The sequence below is a fragment of the Nocardia sp. NPDC050378 genome, assembly GCF_040655675.1.
Classification (GTDB): Bacteria; Actinomycetota; Actinomycetes; order Mycobacteriales; family Mycobacteriaceae; genus Nocardia; species Nocardia coubleae.
Genome location: NZ_JBFAKI010000003.1, coordinates 258,679 through 276,439 on the forward strand (window position 1 = coordinate 258,679; position 17,761 = coordinate 276,439).

Annotated in this window: 1 protein-coding gene; it reads left to right on the top strand. The window is 71.1% G+C overall.

Translation table 11 applies throughout. The features are described from left to right. The first annotated feature begins 20 nt into the window (after positions 1 to 20). A complete protein-coding gene (locus AB0I35_RS08895; protein WP_357395237.1) occupies positions 21 to 17,582 on the top strand; it encodes an amino acid adenylation domain-containing protein in 17,562 nt (5,853 codons plus the stop codon). Positions 17,583 to 17,761: the final 179 nt, after the last annotated feature.

The window sequence follows — 17,761 nt, forward strand, 5'->3', positions numbered from 1 at the left end:
GGCGATCGGATGGGGCTGTCGTGACCAGGGCGTCGCGGTCGTCCGGGACCCGGGCCAGGCAGCGGGGCAAGACGCTGCCGCAACTGCTGTCCGTCGCGGTGGAGTCGAACCCGGGTGGGGTGGCGCTGAGCTGGTCCGACGGTGTGTCGGCGCCGGTTCGCCTGACCTACGGCGAACTCGACGAGCGCGCCAACCGATTGGCCCGGTTGCTGATCGAGCGTGGGGTCGGTCCCGAGGACGTGGTCGCCGTCGGCATCGGCCGCTCACCGGAGTCGGTGCTCGCCATGTGGGCGGTGACCAAGGCCGGTGCGGCCTTCCTGCCCGTCGACCCGAACTACCCGCAGGCGCGGGTGTCGCACATGCTCGCCGACGCGGGCGCGGTGGTCGGGCTGTCGATGACGGCGGCCGTCGATCGCCTGCCCGCCACCGTCGACTGGTTGTGCCTGGACGATCCCGCAGTGCGCCGCGCCGCCGAGGAACACCCCGGCGACCCGGTGACCTTCGCCGACCGCGTGCGACCGCTGCGGCTGCAGCATCCCGCCTACGTGGTGTACACCTCCGGGTCGACCGGTCTGCCCAAGGGCGTCGTGGTGACCCACGCCGGTCTCGCCGGATACTGCGCCGAGCAACGCGCCCACTACGGCATCGAACCCTCCTCGCGCACTCTGCATTTCGCGTCACCGTCGTTCGACGCCGCCGTGCTGGAACTGCTGATGGCCGTCGGTGCGGGGGCGACCATGGTGATCGCACCCGCGGGCATCCTCGGCGGTGCCGAGCTGGCCGAGGTGCTGCGTCGCGAATCGGTGACGCACATGTTCATCACCACCGCCGCCCTCGCCTCGCTCGATCCCACCGGGCTCGACGAACTGGCCGTGGTCACCACCGGTGGTGAGGCGTGTCCGCCGGATCTGATCCGCCGCTGGGCCACCGGAACCCGGCGTTTCCACGATTGCTACGGACCGACCGAGACCACGATCGTCACCAATATCAGTGCGCCGCTGGAGATCGGCGACACGGTGAACATCGGCGCCCCGCTGCGTGGGGTCACCGAGTACGTGCTCGACGAACGTCTCGTCCGCGTGCCCGACGGCATGATCGGCGAGCTGTACATCGCGGGTAACGGGCTGGCGCGCGGCTACCACCGCAGGCCCGCACTGACCGCGTCCAGATTCGTCACCGATCTCTTCGACCCGGCGGGCGGACGCATGTACCGCACCGGCGACCTGGTGCGCAGACGACCCGACGGCGCCATCGAATTCGTGGGACGCAACGACTTCCAGGTGAAGGTGCGTGGATTCCGCATCGAGCTCGGCGAGATCGACACCGTGCTCACCGCGCACGAGTCCGTCGACTTCGCGGTGACCGTCGGCCACGAACTCGACAACGGCACAACGATTCTCGCCGCCTACGTGCATGCCGCGCCCGGTGCCTCGATCGACCTCGACGAGGTGCTCGCCCACGCCAAGGCCGGTCTGCCCGCCCACATGGTGCCGACCGCGCTGACGGTGCTCGACACCATCCCGCTCACCCCCGTCGGCAAGCTCGACCGGGCCGCACTGCCCGCCCCCACCCTGCGCGCCGCCGAGTTCCGCAGGCCGTCCGGTGCGATGGAGGAGCTGGTCGCCGCCGTCTTCACCGACCTGCTGCACCCGGCCGACCCGATCGGCGCCGATGACGACTTCTTCGCCCTCGGCGGTAACTCCCTGCTCGCCACCCGGGTCGCGGCGCGGCTCGGCGCCGAACTGTCCACCCGTGTTCCGGCCGGGCATGTCTTCGAAAGTCCCACTGTCGCAGGGCTCGCCGCGCTGCTCGAGCCACTGAAGGGTGCGGGTGGGCACGCGCCGTTGACCCGCCGTGGCCGTCCCGAGCTGATTCCGCTCTCGCCCGCGCAGCGGCGGATGTGGTTCCTCAACCAGTTCGACCCGAACTCCACGGCCGAGACGATCCCGTTCGCCCTGCGCCTGACCGGGCCGTTCGACGCGCACGCGCTGTACGCGGCGTTGTCGGATCTGGTCGGCAGGCACGAATCCCTGCGCACCTGGTATCCGGTGCTCACTGCCGGTGAAACCGCCGACGGCGACGGTGTGGCCGAAGGCGTCGGGCACCAGGTGATCCTGCCCGCCTCCGAAGCGGTGCCCGAGGTCCTCGTCGACAGCTTGTCCGAGGACGAATTGCCGCTCTGGCTGGCCGAATTCGCCGCCAAGGGCTTCGATGTGGCGGCCGGGGTGCCGCTGCGGGTGGCGCTGGCCGAGCTCGGTCCGCGCGATCATGTGGTCGCGATCGCCCTGCACCACATCACCGCCGACGGTGCCTCCATCACCCCGCTGCTGCGCGACCTGCTCGGTGCCTACCTGGCTCGGCGCAACCGGTCACGCCCCAGCTGGGCGCCCCTGCCGGTGCAGTACGCCGACTACACACTGTGGCATCGCGAACTGCTCGGTGCCGAGGACGACCCCGACTCGCTCGCCGCCGCCCAGATCGCCTTCTGGCGCAATACGCTCGCCGCCCTGCCCGACCGCCTCGATCTGCCGACCGACCGCCCGCGACAACCCGTATTCAGCGGTCGCGGTGCGGAATTCGGCTTCCAGATCCCGGCCGCCGTGCACACCGCGCTCGCCGACCTGGCCCAACGCACCGGTACCTCGGAGTTCATGGTCGTGCACGCGGCGCTCGCGGTGCTGCTGAGCCGAGTGGCCCACACCGACGACATCGCCATCGGCACCCCGGTGGCCGGGCGCGGTGCCCGCGAACTCGACGACCTGATCGGCATGTTCGTCAACACCCTGGTCCTGCGCACCCAGGTGGACCAGCGGGCGAGCTTCCTCGAGCTGCTGCGGGCGACCAAACGCGCCGACCTGGCCGCCTTCGCCCACGCCGACCTGCCCTTCGAACGGCTCGTCGAGTTGCTCGACCCGGTGCGCTCCCAGGCGCATCATCCGCTGTTCCAGGTGGCGTTGTTCTTCCAGAACCTCGACCTGCCGACGCTGCGGTTGCCCGGCATGGAAGTGGCGCCGGTCGAATTCGGTGGCGCGGTAGCGCGTTTCGACCTGCAACTGACCGTCGTGCCCGGCACCGATCCGGCCGAACCGATGGCGGCGCTGTTCACCTACGCCACCGATCTGTTCGACGCGGAGTCCATCGAGAACCTAGCCGGACGCTTCACCCGCCTGCTGTCGGCGGTGACCGCCGAGCCGTCGCTGAGTGTGGCCGAGGTCGACCTGCTCACCGACGACGAACGTCACCAGAGCATCGTCGCCTGGAACGACACCACCCACCCGGTGGCGCCGGAACTCGTGCTCGACGCCTATCGCCGTGCGGTGCAGGCCCATCCGTCGGCGACGGCGCTGGTGTACGAGGGCGTCGCGCTCACCTATCGGCAGTTCGACGAGCGGGTCAACGCGCTGGCCCGCGTGCTGATCGGCGCGGGTGTCGGCCCGGAAAGCCTTGTCGGACTGGCTGTCCGGCGCTCGCCGGAACTGGTGATCGGGATGTACGCGGTGCTCACCGCCGGTGGCGCGTACGTGCCGCTCGACCCCGATCACCCGGCCGACCGCATCGCCTACATCCTCGACACCGCCCGCCCCGCCTGCGTGCTGAGCACCCGCGCCGACGCCACAGCCCTCCCCACGGGGATCGACGTGGTGCTGGTCGACGAACTCGACACCACGGGTGTGTCCGTCGAACCGGTGCGCCCCGAGGAACTCCTCGCCCCACTGCACCCCGAGCACCCCGCCTACGTCATCTTCACCTCCGGTTCCACCGGAAAGCCCAAGGGCGTGCTGATCTCGCACGCCGCCATCCACAACCAGCTGGTGTGGATGCTGGCGAAATACCCTCTGGTCCTGGGCGACGTCTACCTCCAGAAGACCGCGACCACCTTCGACGTGTCCCTTTGGGGTTACTTCCTCCCCTTGCGCGTGGGGGCCACCCTGCTGCTGGCGAACCCCGACGGCCACCGCGACCCCGCCTACCTCATCGATCTCATCGACATCCACCGCGTCACCGTCACCGACTTCGTCCCGTCTATGCTCACGGTCTTCGCGGCGCAGGCCCGTGCCGGTCGGCCGGAAATCGAGTCCGTCGCGAGCGCGTCGGCACGTGGTGAAGGCGCTTCCGGTGTGGTCGTCGACGCCGCGCAAGCCTCGGCGGGATCCGGCGACTCGGCACAGCCGCGACGTGCGCCGGGTGGGCTGCCGCAGCGCGTGCCCGGGAATTCCGCAGGGCTCCAAGGCGGTCCGGCGCGCGTGGTGACGGGCGATGCCGGTGCGGCTTCGCCCGGGCTCGGTGGCTCGACGCAGTCCGGTTCGGGTTCGCGACAAGCGCACGGCCTGGGTGGTCCGGCCTCGACGGCTCCGTCCGGCTCCGTCGGGGATCGTGTCACCCGTGAGCGGCTGTTGCGTTCGGCGCTGGCCACCGCGCCCGCTCAGGAGGACGAGCCGCCCGCGTGGTCGCTGCGGGCCGCGCGGACGTCGGCCAACCCGCTACCCGGCCCCGTCGATGCCGAGCCTGCCAGCCTGTCGACATTGCGCGACGTGTTCGTGATCGGTGAGGCGTTGCCGCCGGAAACCGTGGATGCCATGGCCGAGGTGTGTTCGGCGCGGCTGCACAATCTGTACGGGCCGACCGAGGCGGCTGTCTCGGTGACCTACTGGCCCGCCAGGGCGGGGGAGCGGTCGGTGCCGATCGGCCTGCCGCAGTGGAACACCCGGGTATACGTGCTCGACGAGCGGCTGCGGCCGGTGCCCCCGGGCGTCGCGGGTGAGCTCTATCTCGCGGGTGAGCAGCTCGCGCGCGGGTATGTCGCGCGGCGCGGTCTCACCGCCGACCGGTTCGTCGCCGACCCGTTCGCCGCCGATTTCGGTGGTTCGGTGACCGGCGCACGCATGTACCGCACCGGTGACCTGGTGGTGTGGCGCAGGCCGACCGCAGGGGAGCCGCAACGGCTCGACTACCTGGGACGCATCGACTTCCAGGTGAAGTTCCGTGGCCAGCGCATCGAGCTCGGTGAGATCGAAACCGCCCTGCTGGCAAGCGAATCCGTGAGCCAGGCGGTGGCGATGGTCGCCGCGACCGAACTGGGTGATCAGCTGGTGGCCTATGTGGTTGCGGCGCCCGGCCGCGCCGCCGACCCGGATCGCCTGTTGGCCTCGGTCGCCAAAACCCTCCCGGCGTATATGGTTCCGGCCGCCATCACGGTGCTCGCCGAATTGCCACTCAATCCGAGCGGCAAACTCGACCGCAAAGCGTTGCCCGCACCGCATTTCACCACGCGCGCCTTCCGCGCCCCGGCGACCGCGGCTGAGAAGCTGGTCGCCGCGCTCTACGGTGAAGTGCTGGGGCGCAGGGACATCGGCGCCGACGACGACTTCTTCGCCCTCGGCGGAAACTCCCTGGTCGCCACCCGGCTGGTCGCCCGTCTCGGCGCCGCAACCGGCAGCCGCATCCCCGTGCGCACCCTGTTCGAGCACCCGACGGTCGCGGCACTGGCCGCCGCCCTCGACCCGGCCGCCGTCGACGAGACTGCGGACACCGTCTCCACCCTCGGCAGCCTCGACCGCCCGGCCGAACTCCCACTGTCACCGGCCCAACGCCGCATGTGGTTCCTCAACCGCTTCGACCAGGGCGCCACCGGCGACGGCACCGCCGCCTACAACCTCCCCTTCGCGCTGCGCCTCACCGGCAACCTGGACGTCGACGCCCTCACCACGGCGTTGCACGACGTCCTGGCCCGCCACGAAGTCCTGCGCACCGTCTACCCCGACACCGGGGACGGCCCGATCCAGCGGATCCTGCCCGCCGACGAGGTCGACCTCGGCATCACGGTCCACCGCATCGGCGAACCCACCGACCCCTTCGCCACCACCAAGCTTCCGGTCGTGAACGCTGCCGCCGATGCGGGCGTAACCGATGCGGCCGGGCGGCCCTTCGTCCGTTCTGGCGACCGTCCGCTACCGGGTGGCGACGGAAGCCGACACCTCGGCGAGGACGGCGCCTCGTTCCCCGGTGTGGATCACCCGACCTCCGGTGTTTCCGGCTTCGGGGACGATCAACCCGCCGGTGTGGGGGTCGCCGGGTCCGGCGCGGAGCTGGTCGAACGGATCACCGCACTGGCTTCGACCGCCTTCGATGTGACGACCGAGGTGCCCTTGCGGGTGCGGTTGTTCGAGGTGACCGGTGCCGATCCGGACGCGCCGACGGAATACGTGCTCGCGGTGGTGGTGCATCACATCGCGGCCGACGCCTCGTCGATGGCGCCGCTGGTGCGCGATATGACCACCGCCTACCTCGCACGGGCGGCCGGGCATGCGCCCGACTGGGCGAGTCTGCCGGTGCAGTACGCCGACTACGCGCTGTGGCAGGTGGATCGGTTGGGTGCGGAGAGCGACCCCGAATCGCTTGCCGCACAACAGGTTTCCTTCTGGCAGACGGAACTGTCCGGGCTGCCGGATCTGCTGGAACTGCCCGCTGATCGCCCGCGCCCCGCCGTCGCCTCGCTCGCGGGTGACCGAGTGCCGGTGCGGATCGACGCCGACACCCACGCCGGACTCGCGCGGATCGCGCAGCAGACCGGTTCGACGGTCTTCATGGTGCTACATACCGCCTTCGCCGTGCTGCTCGCGCGGCTGGCCGGTACCGCCGACGTGGCGGTCGGGACACCAGTCGCCGGACGCGGGGAACGCGAACTCGACGACCTGATCGGTATGTTCGTCAACACCGTTGTCCTGCGCACGCGCTACGACGGGAGCGCGGCCTTCACCGATCTGCTCGCCGACCAGCGCGCCCGCGATCTGGCCGCCTTCGCCGCCGCCGATGTGCCCTTCGAACGGCTCGTCGAGGTGCTCGACCCGCCGCGTTCCACGGCACGTCACCCGCTGTTCCAGGTGGGCCTGTCCTTCCAGAACGTGGACCACGCCACCCTCGAGCTGCCGGGTCTGCGGATCGCGCCGGTGCCCGCGGATCTCGCGGTCTCGCAATTCGACCTGCACCTGATCGTCGGTGACGGGTACGCCGAGGACGGCAGCCCCACCGGCATCGAAGGGTTCTTCACCTACGCCACCGACTTGTTCGACGCCGCCACCGTGGCCGGGTTCGCCGAGCGGCTGAACCTGCTGCTCGACGCGATCGTGAGTGAACCGGCCCGGGTGGTCGGCGATGTCGATCTGCGTACGGCCGTCGAGCGGTCGAGCGAAATCGTGGGCGGTGCCGCCGATCTCGCGATGCCGACGGGCACCCTCGCCGAGCTGCCCGCCTCGGCGCGGCCCGAAGCGATCGCCCTCGTCGCGGACCTGCCCGAGGGCCGTCTCGAACTGACCTATGCCGAGTTCGAGGCGCGCGCGAATCGCCTCGCCCGCCATCTCATCTCGCTCGGGGTCGGCCCGGAGTCGCTGGTCGCGCTCGCCCTGCCCCGTTCAATCGACCTGGTGGTCGCCATGTACGCGGTGGCTCGCTCCGGCGGCGCCTACGTGCCGATCGACCCGGATCAACCCGCCGACCGTACCGATTACATCCTGCACACCGCGGCCCCGATCTGCGTGCTCACCAACGGCTTTCGCACCGACGCGGCGCCCATGGTCCGGGTGGACCATCCGGCGGTGCAGTCGGCCGATCCGGCCCCGGTGACCGACGCGGATCGTCGGGCGCCGCTGCGTCCGGAGAACACGGCCTACGTCATCTTCACCTCCGGATCCACCGGACGACCCAAGGGTGTGGCCGTCTCGCATGCGGCGGTGGTCAACCAATTGCAGTGGCTTCGTGCCGAATTCGAGACGACCGCGGCCGATGCGTTCCTGCTGAAGACGCCCGCCACGTTCGACCTCTCGGTGTGGGAGTTCTGGTCGGCGGCCGTCTGCGGTGGCCGCCTGGTGATCGCCGCGCCCGACGGGCACCGCGATCCGGCCTACCTGGACGCGCTCATCGCCGACGCGGACGTCACCACACTCACGGCGGTACCGTCGCTGCTCGACACCCTCGTCGGCTACTGGGAGGCGACCGCGCCACCACTGCGCCGCATCCTGGCGATCGGTGAAACACTGCCCGCCGCGCTGGCACAGCGACTGCTGAATGCCCTGCCGGACACTAGGGTCGACAACCTCTACGGCCCCACCGAGGCCGCCGTCTCGATCACCGACCATCGGGTGACTTCCGCCGATACCGAGACGGTCCCCATCGGCACGCCCGAGTGGAACAGCCGCGTCTACGTGCTCGACGAGCGCCTGCGCCCTGTCCCACCCGGCGTCCGTGGCGAGCTGTACCTCGGTGGTGTCCAGCTGGCCAGAGGTTATCTGCGCAAACCGGCCCTCACCGCCGAACGTTTCCTGGCCGACCCCTTCCAGCCGGGTGCCCGCATGTACCGCACCGGCGACCTGGTCATCCGCACGCGCGCGGACAGCGCGACCAACGGCGAACTGATCTACCTGGGCCGCACCGACTTCCAGGTCAAGGTCCGTGGCTTCCGGGTGGAACCCGGCGAAGTCGAAGCCGCGCTCCTCGCCCTGCCACAGGTCGCGCAGGTCGCCGTCCTGGCACGCACCGACGCCCACTACGGCGACCGCCTCGTCGCGTACGTGGTGCCGACGGACTCCCGCGCGGCCCATTTCGGTGCCGCCGAGAACTCGGTCGCGGCATCCGCGCCGGTCACTCGCCCGGAACTCGATGTGGTGCAGGTCAAGTCCGCGCTGCGGGAGAAACTGCCCGCTTACCTGGTGCCCGAGGCATTCGTGGTGCTCGATGCGCTGCCGCGCACCGTCAACGGCAAGCTGGACCGCACCGCGCTGCCCGCACCGGTCTTCGAATCCGCCGCTTTCCGGGCGCCGACGACGCCTACGGAGCAGTTGATCGCCGGGGTCTACGCCGACATCCTCGGGGTGGACGACGTCGGCGCCGATGACGACTTCTTCGCCCTCGGCGGTAACTCTCTGCTCGCGACCCGTGCGGCCGCCCGCATCGCCGAGGCGTTGCACCGCGCGGTGGGCGTGCGACTGCTGTTCGAGGCCCCGACGGTCACCGAACTCGCGCTGCGGGTGCACCGGGCCGACGAGTTGTCGGCCGCGCGCCCGGTCGCGGGACCGCGCCCGGCCGAGGTGCCGCTGTCGCTGGCCCAGCAGCGCATGTGGCTGCTCAACCAGCTCGACCCCGACGCGACCGTCTACAACATCCCCGCCGCCATCCGCCTCACCGGCACCCTCGACCTGCCCGCCCTCGAGGCCGCCGTCCGCGACCTGTTCACCCGCCACGAAGTCCTGCGCACCCGCTACCCCGAGACCCCGCACGATCGGGTCCGGCAGCCTGCGGCGCTCACCAGGGGAACCGCCGCCGGGCAACCTGCGACCGGTGCTTCGGCGGGCGCCACGGCCGGGCGCCGCACCGAATGGGGGCCTGTGCAGGAGGTGCTGGCACCGGGCGCGGTCGACCTCGACCTCACACCTGTACCGGTCACCGCCGACGACGTACTCGCCGAAGTGCGGTGCACCGCCTCGACCGGGTTCGATGTCACCGCCGCGCCACCGGTCCGGTTGCGTCTGCTCCGGCTGAGTGCCGACGAACACGTGCTGGTGTTCGTCGCGCATCACATCGCCGCCGACGGCTTCTCGATGGGCCCGCTCACCAGGGACCTGGTGCTCGCCTACACCGCGCGCACCTCGGGTGCCGCGCCCGCGTGGACGCCACTTCCGCTCCAATACGCCGATTACGCGGTGTGGCAACGCGATACGCTCGGTGACGAGGCGGACCCGTCATCGATCGCCGCGAACCAGCTCGCCTACTGGACCACCGAACTCGCCGACCTGCCCGACGAGATCGACCTGCCGACCGACCGGCCACGCCCCGCGGTGCAATCCTTCGCCGGTGCCACAACAGGTTTCGACATCGATGCCGACCTGCACGCCGGACTCGCCGCACTGGCACGGCGCGAAGGCGTCACCGTGTTCATGGTCGTGCAGGCCGCGCTCGCCACCCTCCTGGCCCGCCTGTCCGACACCGACGATGTCGCCATCGGCACCCCGATCGCCGGTCGCGGCGCGCGCGAACTCGACGACCTCGTCGGCATGTTCGTCAACACCCTCGTGCTGCGCAGTCGCGTCGCGGGCGCCGAACCGTTCACCGCGCTGCTGGCCGCCACCCGCGACACCGACCTGCGCGCCTTCGCCCACGCCGACGTCCCGTTCGAGCGGGTCGTCGACGCGGTCCACCCGGCCCGCTCGACCAGCAGGCACCCCTTGTTCCAGGTGGCGCTGTCGTTCGAGAACCTCGCGCCGGTGACCGTGGAACTGCCCGGTCTCGCCGTGCACGCCCTCGACGCCCGCACCGCCGACGCCAAGTTCGACCTGCTGCTCACCGTGCGTGAACAGCAACGCAACGGCGGCATGTACGCCGAATTCACCTACGCGACCGACTTGTTCGACGAATCGACGGTGCGTACTCTCGGCGCCCGCTTCACCCGCCTGCTGGCCGCCGTCGTGGCCGACCCCACCGCGCCCGTCGGCGATATCGACCTGCTCGACGACCAGGAACTCGCGGCGCAGACCACCTTCGCGGGCCCACCCGCCGCGCCTGCGCGCACCCTCGCCCAGCTCATGGGCGACGCCGTCCGCGCCAACCCGTCGGGGATCGCACTGCGCGGCGAAGGACGCGGCTTCACCTACACCGACCTCGACGCGGCCGCCAACCAGTTGGCCCGTGCGCTCATCGCCCGTGGCGCGGGCCCGGAAGTTCCGGTGGCCGTCGCCATCCGGCGATCGGTGGAATCCGTGCTCGCGCTGTGGGCCATCGCCCGCACCGGCGCGGTGATCGTGCCGATCGACCCCGGCTACCCCCTCGACCGGATCGCGCACATGGTCGCCGATTCGGGTGCGACCCTCGGCGTCACCCTGGCCGCCGAACTGGCCGACCTGCCCGCGTTGCCCGCCGCCGGTGGCTGGGTGGCGCTCGACGACCGCGCGTTCACCGCCGAGGTCGCGGCCAATCCCGGTGTCGCGCTGCGCGAGATCGAGCTCCTCGGCGCCGCGCGCCCGGGCGGCGCGGCGTACATGATCTACACCTCCGGGTCGACCGGTCTGCCCAAGGGCGTCGTGGTCACCCATGCCGGTGTCGCCAACTTCTGCGCCGAACAGGTCGAGCGCTACCGGCTCGACAAGTCCACGCGCGCACTGGCATTCGCCTCGCCGTCGTTCGACGCGTCCATGCTGGAACTGCTGCTCGCCCTCGGCGGCGCGGGCGCCCTGGTCCTCGCCCCGGCCGACACCGTCGTCGGCACCGACCTGACCGAACTGATCCGCACGGAAGGGGTGACCCATGCCAACCTCACCCCGACCGTGCTCGCCACCCTCGAACCCGAGGACCTGCCCGAACTGCGCGTCCTGAGCGTCGGCGGCGAGCACCTGCCCGCCGAGCTCGCCGCGCGCTGGGACACACTGCCGCAACGTCGCGTGCACAACGCCTACGGCCCCACCGAGGCGACCATCGCCGTCACGCTCAGCGCACCGCTGCACGGCACCGACGTGAACATGGGCGGCCCGATTCGCGGCGTCCGCGCACTGATCCTCGATCCGCGCCTGCACCCGGTGCCCGAAGGCGCCACCGGTGAGCTCTACGTGGGCGGTGTCCAGCTGGCGCGCGGCTACCACCAGCGCGCGGGCCTCACCGCCGCCCGCTTCGTCGCCGATCCGCAAGGTCCGGCAGGCGCCCGCCTCTACCGCACCGGCGACCTCGTCCGCCGCCGCGGCGACGTGCTGGAATACGTGGGCCGCAACGACTTCCAGGTGAAGATCCGTGGTCTGCGCATCGAACTCGGCGAGATCGATGCCGTGCTGGCCGCCGCACCCGGCGTCAGCTGGGTCACCACGATGGGCCGCGACAACGGCGCCGGATCGACCATGCTCGTGTCGTATGTGCAAGGCACCGACCTGGAACCGAGCGCACTCACCGCCACCGCCGCCGAGGCGCTGCCGGACTACATGGTGCCCGCCGCCGTCGTCGTACTCGACGAACTGCCGCTCACCCCGAGCGGCAAACTCGACCGCCGCGCCCTGCCCGATCCGGTGCTCGGCCACCGCGAGTTCCGGCCGCCGCGCAGCTCGGCCGAACGCGCCGTCGCCCGCGTGATCGGTGAGGTGCTCGGCCACGACCGGGTCGGTGTGGACGACGACTTCTTCGCTCTCGGCGGCGACAGCATCACCGCCATCCAGGTGGTGTCGCGGGCCGCCGACGCGGGCGTCACCCTGCGCCCGCGCGACCTGTTCGCCGCGCGCACCGTCGGCGCCCTCGCCGAGCGCGCGCAACTCACCGCCGAGGCGACCACCCGGACCGGCGCCCTGCCGCTCACCGCCACCGCCGCCCAGCTCCTGGAAGCGGGGGAGCAGGCCGTCGAACCACGCGCCCTGCTGCTCGACGTGCCCGCCGACTGCCCCGACGAGGCCGTCGCCGCCGTCGCGGCCGCGGTGATGAACCAGCACCCCATGCTGTGGGCGGTTCTCGACCGCACCGAACCCGACCCGGTGCTGCGCATCCCCCCGCCCGCCGAACGCACCGGCGGCGCCTTCCGCAGGCTGGCCGGTGAGGACGGCGAGGCCTCGCTGCCCGTGGACGACATCGTCGCCGCCGCGGCCGCCGCGCTCGACCCCGACGAGGGTCGCAACATCCACTTCATCCTCACCGGCGACGGCCCGTCCACCCTCGTCGTGGTAGCCAATGCGCTCGTGCTGGACGAGGTTTCCTGGCGCGCCGTGGTCGACCAGCTCACCACCGCGTGGAGCCGGGGCCGTCACGCCGCACCCTCGGCGCCCGACGCGGGTCTCGACGACCTGATCCGCCGCCTGGCCGACTACCCGTCCTCGCCCGCCGCCCGCGCCGAACGCGAGTACTGGCACCGCGCCGTGCGCGCCAGGACGGCCGATTCGGGCGAGCTGCGCCAGCGCCGCCGGGTATCGCTGAGCATCACCGGCGAGGGCACCGCCGCCGTCGGCACCGTCGCCGATGCCTACCGCGCCACGGTCGAGGAGGTGCTGCTCACCGCCGTCGCCCTCGCACTGCACACCGCCGCCGATTCGGCGGCCGTCCGCGCGATCGGCAGCGTCGTCCGGCTGCGTGCCGACCAGCGCGTCCTCGGACGGCACGACGCGGAGAACGTGGTCGGCGGATTCACCACCGACTTCCCGCTCGCCCTCCGCCTCGACGGCGTCGACCCGGCCGACGCGCTCGTCGGCGGCCCCGCCGCGGGCTCGGCACTGTCCCAGATCAAGGAACTGTGCCGCACGGTCCCGGCAGGCGGCGCCGGCTTCGGACTGCTGCGCTACCTCGACGCCGACGCGGCCGACACCGTGCGCACCGTCGACCGCGGCCGCTTCGCGGTCCGGGTGCGTGACCTGCGACCCGCCCGCGTCCACACCGACGTCGCCGTCGACGATCTGGTCCTCGTGCTCACCGTCGACGCCACCGCCGACGGCATGGTCGCCCGCTTCGACTACGCCGCGACGGTTCTCGACGCCGACGCGGTGAAGCACTTCGCCGAGCACTGGATCCGCGCCCTCGGCGGACTCGCCGAACACGGCCTGCGCCCGGACGCGGGCGGATTCACCCCGTCGGACTTCGCCCTGGTCCGCCTCGGCCAGACCGAACTCGACCGCCTGGTGCGCCGCTACCCCCGGCTCAGCGACATCTGGCCGGTGACACCGCTGCAGTCCGGGATGCTGTTCCACGCCCTGCTCGCCGAGAATTCGGTCGACCCCTACATCACCCAGATCGTCCTCGACCTCGACCCGTCCGTCGACACCGAACGCCTGCACACCGCCGCCCAGACCGTGCTCGACCGGCACGACAACCTGCGCGTCGCCTTCGCCACCGACCCGGCGGGCACACCGCTGCAGGTGGTCATCGACGACGTCGACGTGCCGTGGCAACTGATCGATGCCGACGAAGCCACCTACGAACGCATCCGAAGTGCCGACCTGGCAACACATTTCGACATGGCGGTCGCGCCGCAGCTGCGCTTCACCCTGGTGCGCACACCCCAGCGCGCCCACCTGGTGGTGACCAGCCACCACATCCTCATCGACGGCTGGTCGATGCCGCTGCTGCTGCAGGAACTGCTCGCCGCCTACACCGTCGGGCGCACCCGTCGCCTGCCGAAACCGGCGCCCTACCGCGACTACCTGGCCTGGCTCACCGAACAGGATCTCGACGCCGCCCGGCAGGCCTGGCGGGGCGCGCTCACCGGCCTGGCCGAACCGACCCCGCTGGCCCCGGTCGAGAAGGGCCGCGAAATCGCCTCGGGCACCGGGGAAACCGGCTTCGCGCTCACACCCGCCGATACCGCGGCACTGACCCGGCTCGCCGCCGACCTCGGCGTCACGGTGAACACCGTGGTCCAGGCGGCCTGGGGGCTGCTCATCGCCCGCCTCGTCGATCGCGACGACGTGGTGTTCGGCGCGACCGTGTCGGGCAGGCCCGCCGCACTGCCCGGTGTGGAACGCATGGTCGGGCTTTTCCTCAACGCCATCCCGGTGCGGGTGCGGGTGCGGCCCGAGCACACCGTCGCCGAGCTGCTGCGGACCCTGCAGGACGAGCAGGCCGCCCTGTTCGACTACCACTACCTCGGTCTCGGTGAGATCCAGGAGATCGTCGGTGTGGACGCGCTGTTCGATTCGCTCGTCGTGTTCGAGTCGTTCCCCGTCGACCGGGCGGCGATCGACCGAGCCGCCAGTGGGTCGGCCACCATCACCGGTCTCGACGCGACCAACGGCACCCACTACCCGCTCACCGTGCAGGTGGTGGCAGGCGACCAACTGCGCGTGTCGGTGAAGTACCTGCGCGACGTGTTCGACGCCTACACCGCACACCTGCTGTCCCAACGGTTCTCACTGCTGCTGGCCCGCTTCACCGCCGACCCGCAGTCCCGCCTCGGCGCACTGGACGTGCTGCTGGCCGACGAACGCGGCACCCTCGCCGCACTCAACGCCACCGACGCGCCGGAACTGCTCGACGAGTCGACGCTGCTGACGCTGTTCGACGCCCAGGTGGCCCGCACACCCGACGCGGTCGCGGTGATCGACGGTGAGAACAGCTACACCTACGAGCAATTCGACGCCAGGTCACGGCAACTGGCCGCCACGCTGAGCGCGCTCGGAGCCGGTCCGGAGGTACTGATCGCGGTCGCCATGCGGCGTGGTATCGACCTCGTCACCAGCATCTACGCGGTGTTGCGCACAGGGGCGGCCTACGTCCCGGTCGACCCGGACCATCCCGCCGAACGCACCGAACGCGTGCTCGCCACCGCGGCCCCACTGTGTGTGCTCACGACCACGGGCACCGGATTCCACACCAGCGCAAGGGTCGTCGAGATCGACACCCTCGGCACCGAGTCCGCGCCGTTGGCCGAACCGGCACCGGACAACCTCGCCTATGTGATCCACACTTCCGGCTCCACCGGAAAACCCAAGGGCGTCATGCTGACCCACCGTCAGCTCGTCGCCCAGTTCCGCTGGGCGCAACGCGACTACCTGCACAGCCCCGGCGATGTGGTGCTGCACAAGACACCGGTCACCTTCGACATCTCCACCTGGGAACTGCTGTGGCCGTTGCAGACCGGTGCGGCGGTGGTCATCGCCCGGCCCGACGGTCATCGCGACCCCGATTACCTCGCCGAGGTCATCACCGAACATTCCGTCACCACCGTGCACTTCGTGCCGTCCATGCTCGACGCCTTCCTGGCCGACCGCCGGGCGGGCGAACTGCCTTCGCTGCGACGGGTATTCGCCGCCGGTGAGGCACTGCAGGCACCGACCGCGCGCCGGTTCGCCGAGGTGCTCCCCGGAGCCGACCTCGTCAACTGGTACGGCCCGGCCGAGGCCACCGTCGTCACGGCGACCGAAGTGGCTGCGGAGGCGCACATTCCGATCGGCGAACCGGTCGCCAACACTCGCGTCCACGTGCTCGACCGGCACCTGCGGCCGGTCCCGCCCGGCATCGCGGGCGAGCTGTACCTCGAAGGCGTGCAGCTGGCGCGTGGGTACCTCGCCGCGCCCGCGCTCACCGCCGAACGGTTCGTCGCCCATCCGGGTGGCGGCAGGCTCTACCGCACCGGCGACGTGGTGCGCCTCGACGCCGATGGCGCTCTGGAATACCTGGGGCGCAGCGACTTCCAGGTGAAACTCCGGGGTCAGCGGATCGAACTCGGTGAAGTCGAAGCGGTTCTGCGCGGGCATCCGGCGGTGCGGCACGCCGCCGTCGCCCTGGTCCACGGCCCGACCGGCGACCGCCTCGTCGGCTATGTCGTTCCCGTCGAAACGCGTGCCGAGCAGCCGGGAACCGCGACCCCGGCGGCGGGCTACTCCATCGAAAGCGGTGCGAGTACAAGCGGATTGGACGAAGCCGAAGTGCTGTCCTATGCCCGCACCGCGCTCCCGTCCTACATGGTCCCCGCCACGCTGGTCGTGCTCGCCGCGCTGCCGCTCAACGCCAGCGGCAAGCTCGACCGCAAAGCCCTGCCCGTCCCGGCGGCGACCACCCGGCCCTACCGGCCGCCGACCACCCCGGTCCAGCGCGCGGTCGCCGAGGTCTTCGCCGAGGTGCTCGGCGCGGGCAAGGTCGGCCTCGACGACGACTTCTTCGAGCTCGGCGGCAACTCGCTCGTCGCGACCAAGGCCATCAGCAGGCTGCGCACCCGCGTCGGCGCCGACGTACGCGTGCAGTGGTTCTTCAGCGACGCCACCGTCGCCGCGCTCGCCGAACGCATCGACGCCACCCAGGCGGGCGCCGGTGACTACGACCTCGAATCCGACGACGCCCTCGGCGTGCTGCTGCCCATCCGCAACCGCGTGCCGCACGGCACCGAGGCGGGTGGCCCGCTGTTCTGTGTGCACCCGATGTACGGGCTGGCCTGGTGCTATGCCGGGCTGGCTCAATACATTCCGGCGCGCAGGCCGATCTTCGGCCTGCAGTCACCCGCGCTCAGCGAGTCCGGGTACCTGCCGGGCACCCTGGCCGCCATGGCCCGCCGCTACGTCATCGAGATCAAAGCGGTCCAGCCACAGGGCCCCTACCGGCTGATGGGCTGGTCGCTCGGCGGCGTGCTCGCCCACGCCGTCGCCACCGAACTGCAGGCGGACGGCGAGCAGGTGAGCCTGCTCGCCATGCTCGACTCCCACCCCGACATCGACGTCCCCGATTTCCACACCGCCGTGCGCGACGCGCTGGCCGAACTCGGGGTCGACCTGAGCGCCGCCGTGGCGACCAACGGAGTGCGCGAACTCAGCGACGAGGCGTTGGCCGCCCTGCACGCGATCATCCCGGCCAACATGGCCGTGCTCACCCCCGAACGGGTGCGCCGCATCTATCGCAGCGCGGTGCGTTCGGCGGAACTGATCGCCGAGCACCGGCCCGCCGTATTCCGGGGCAGGCTGGAGTATTTCAGCGCCCTCGGACACGAGAAGGCGGCCGCGAACTGGGCCCGGTATGTCGACGGCGAAATCCGCGATCGGCCGGTCGCGGTGGTGCACGATCAGATGACCTCACCGCAGGCACTCGCCGAGATCGGGCCGCGGCTCGCGGAACTGCTCGACGCGGGTGACCGGGCGACCGGGTCGCGATGAGGCGGCTGTGGCTGATGCGGCATGATGTGACCGCGCTGTTGTAACGATTACTACTGTTGTATCGAGTGCATAACCCGTAAGGTTCTGCCGTGGTGCAACTACGGCCCGGGAAACCGGGTGCGGACCGAGTCGGAATTCGAGACGAAGCGAAGGTGCGAAAGTGATCCGTCGGCACACCC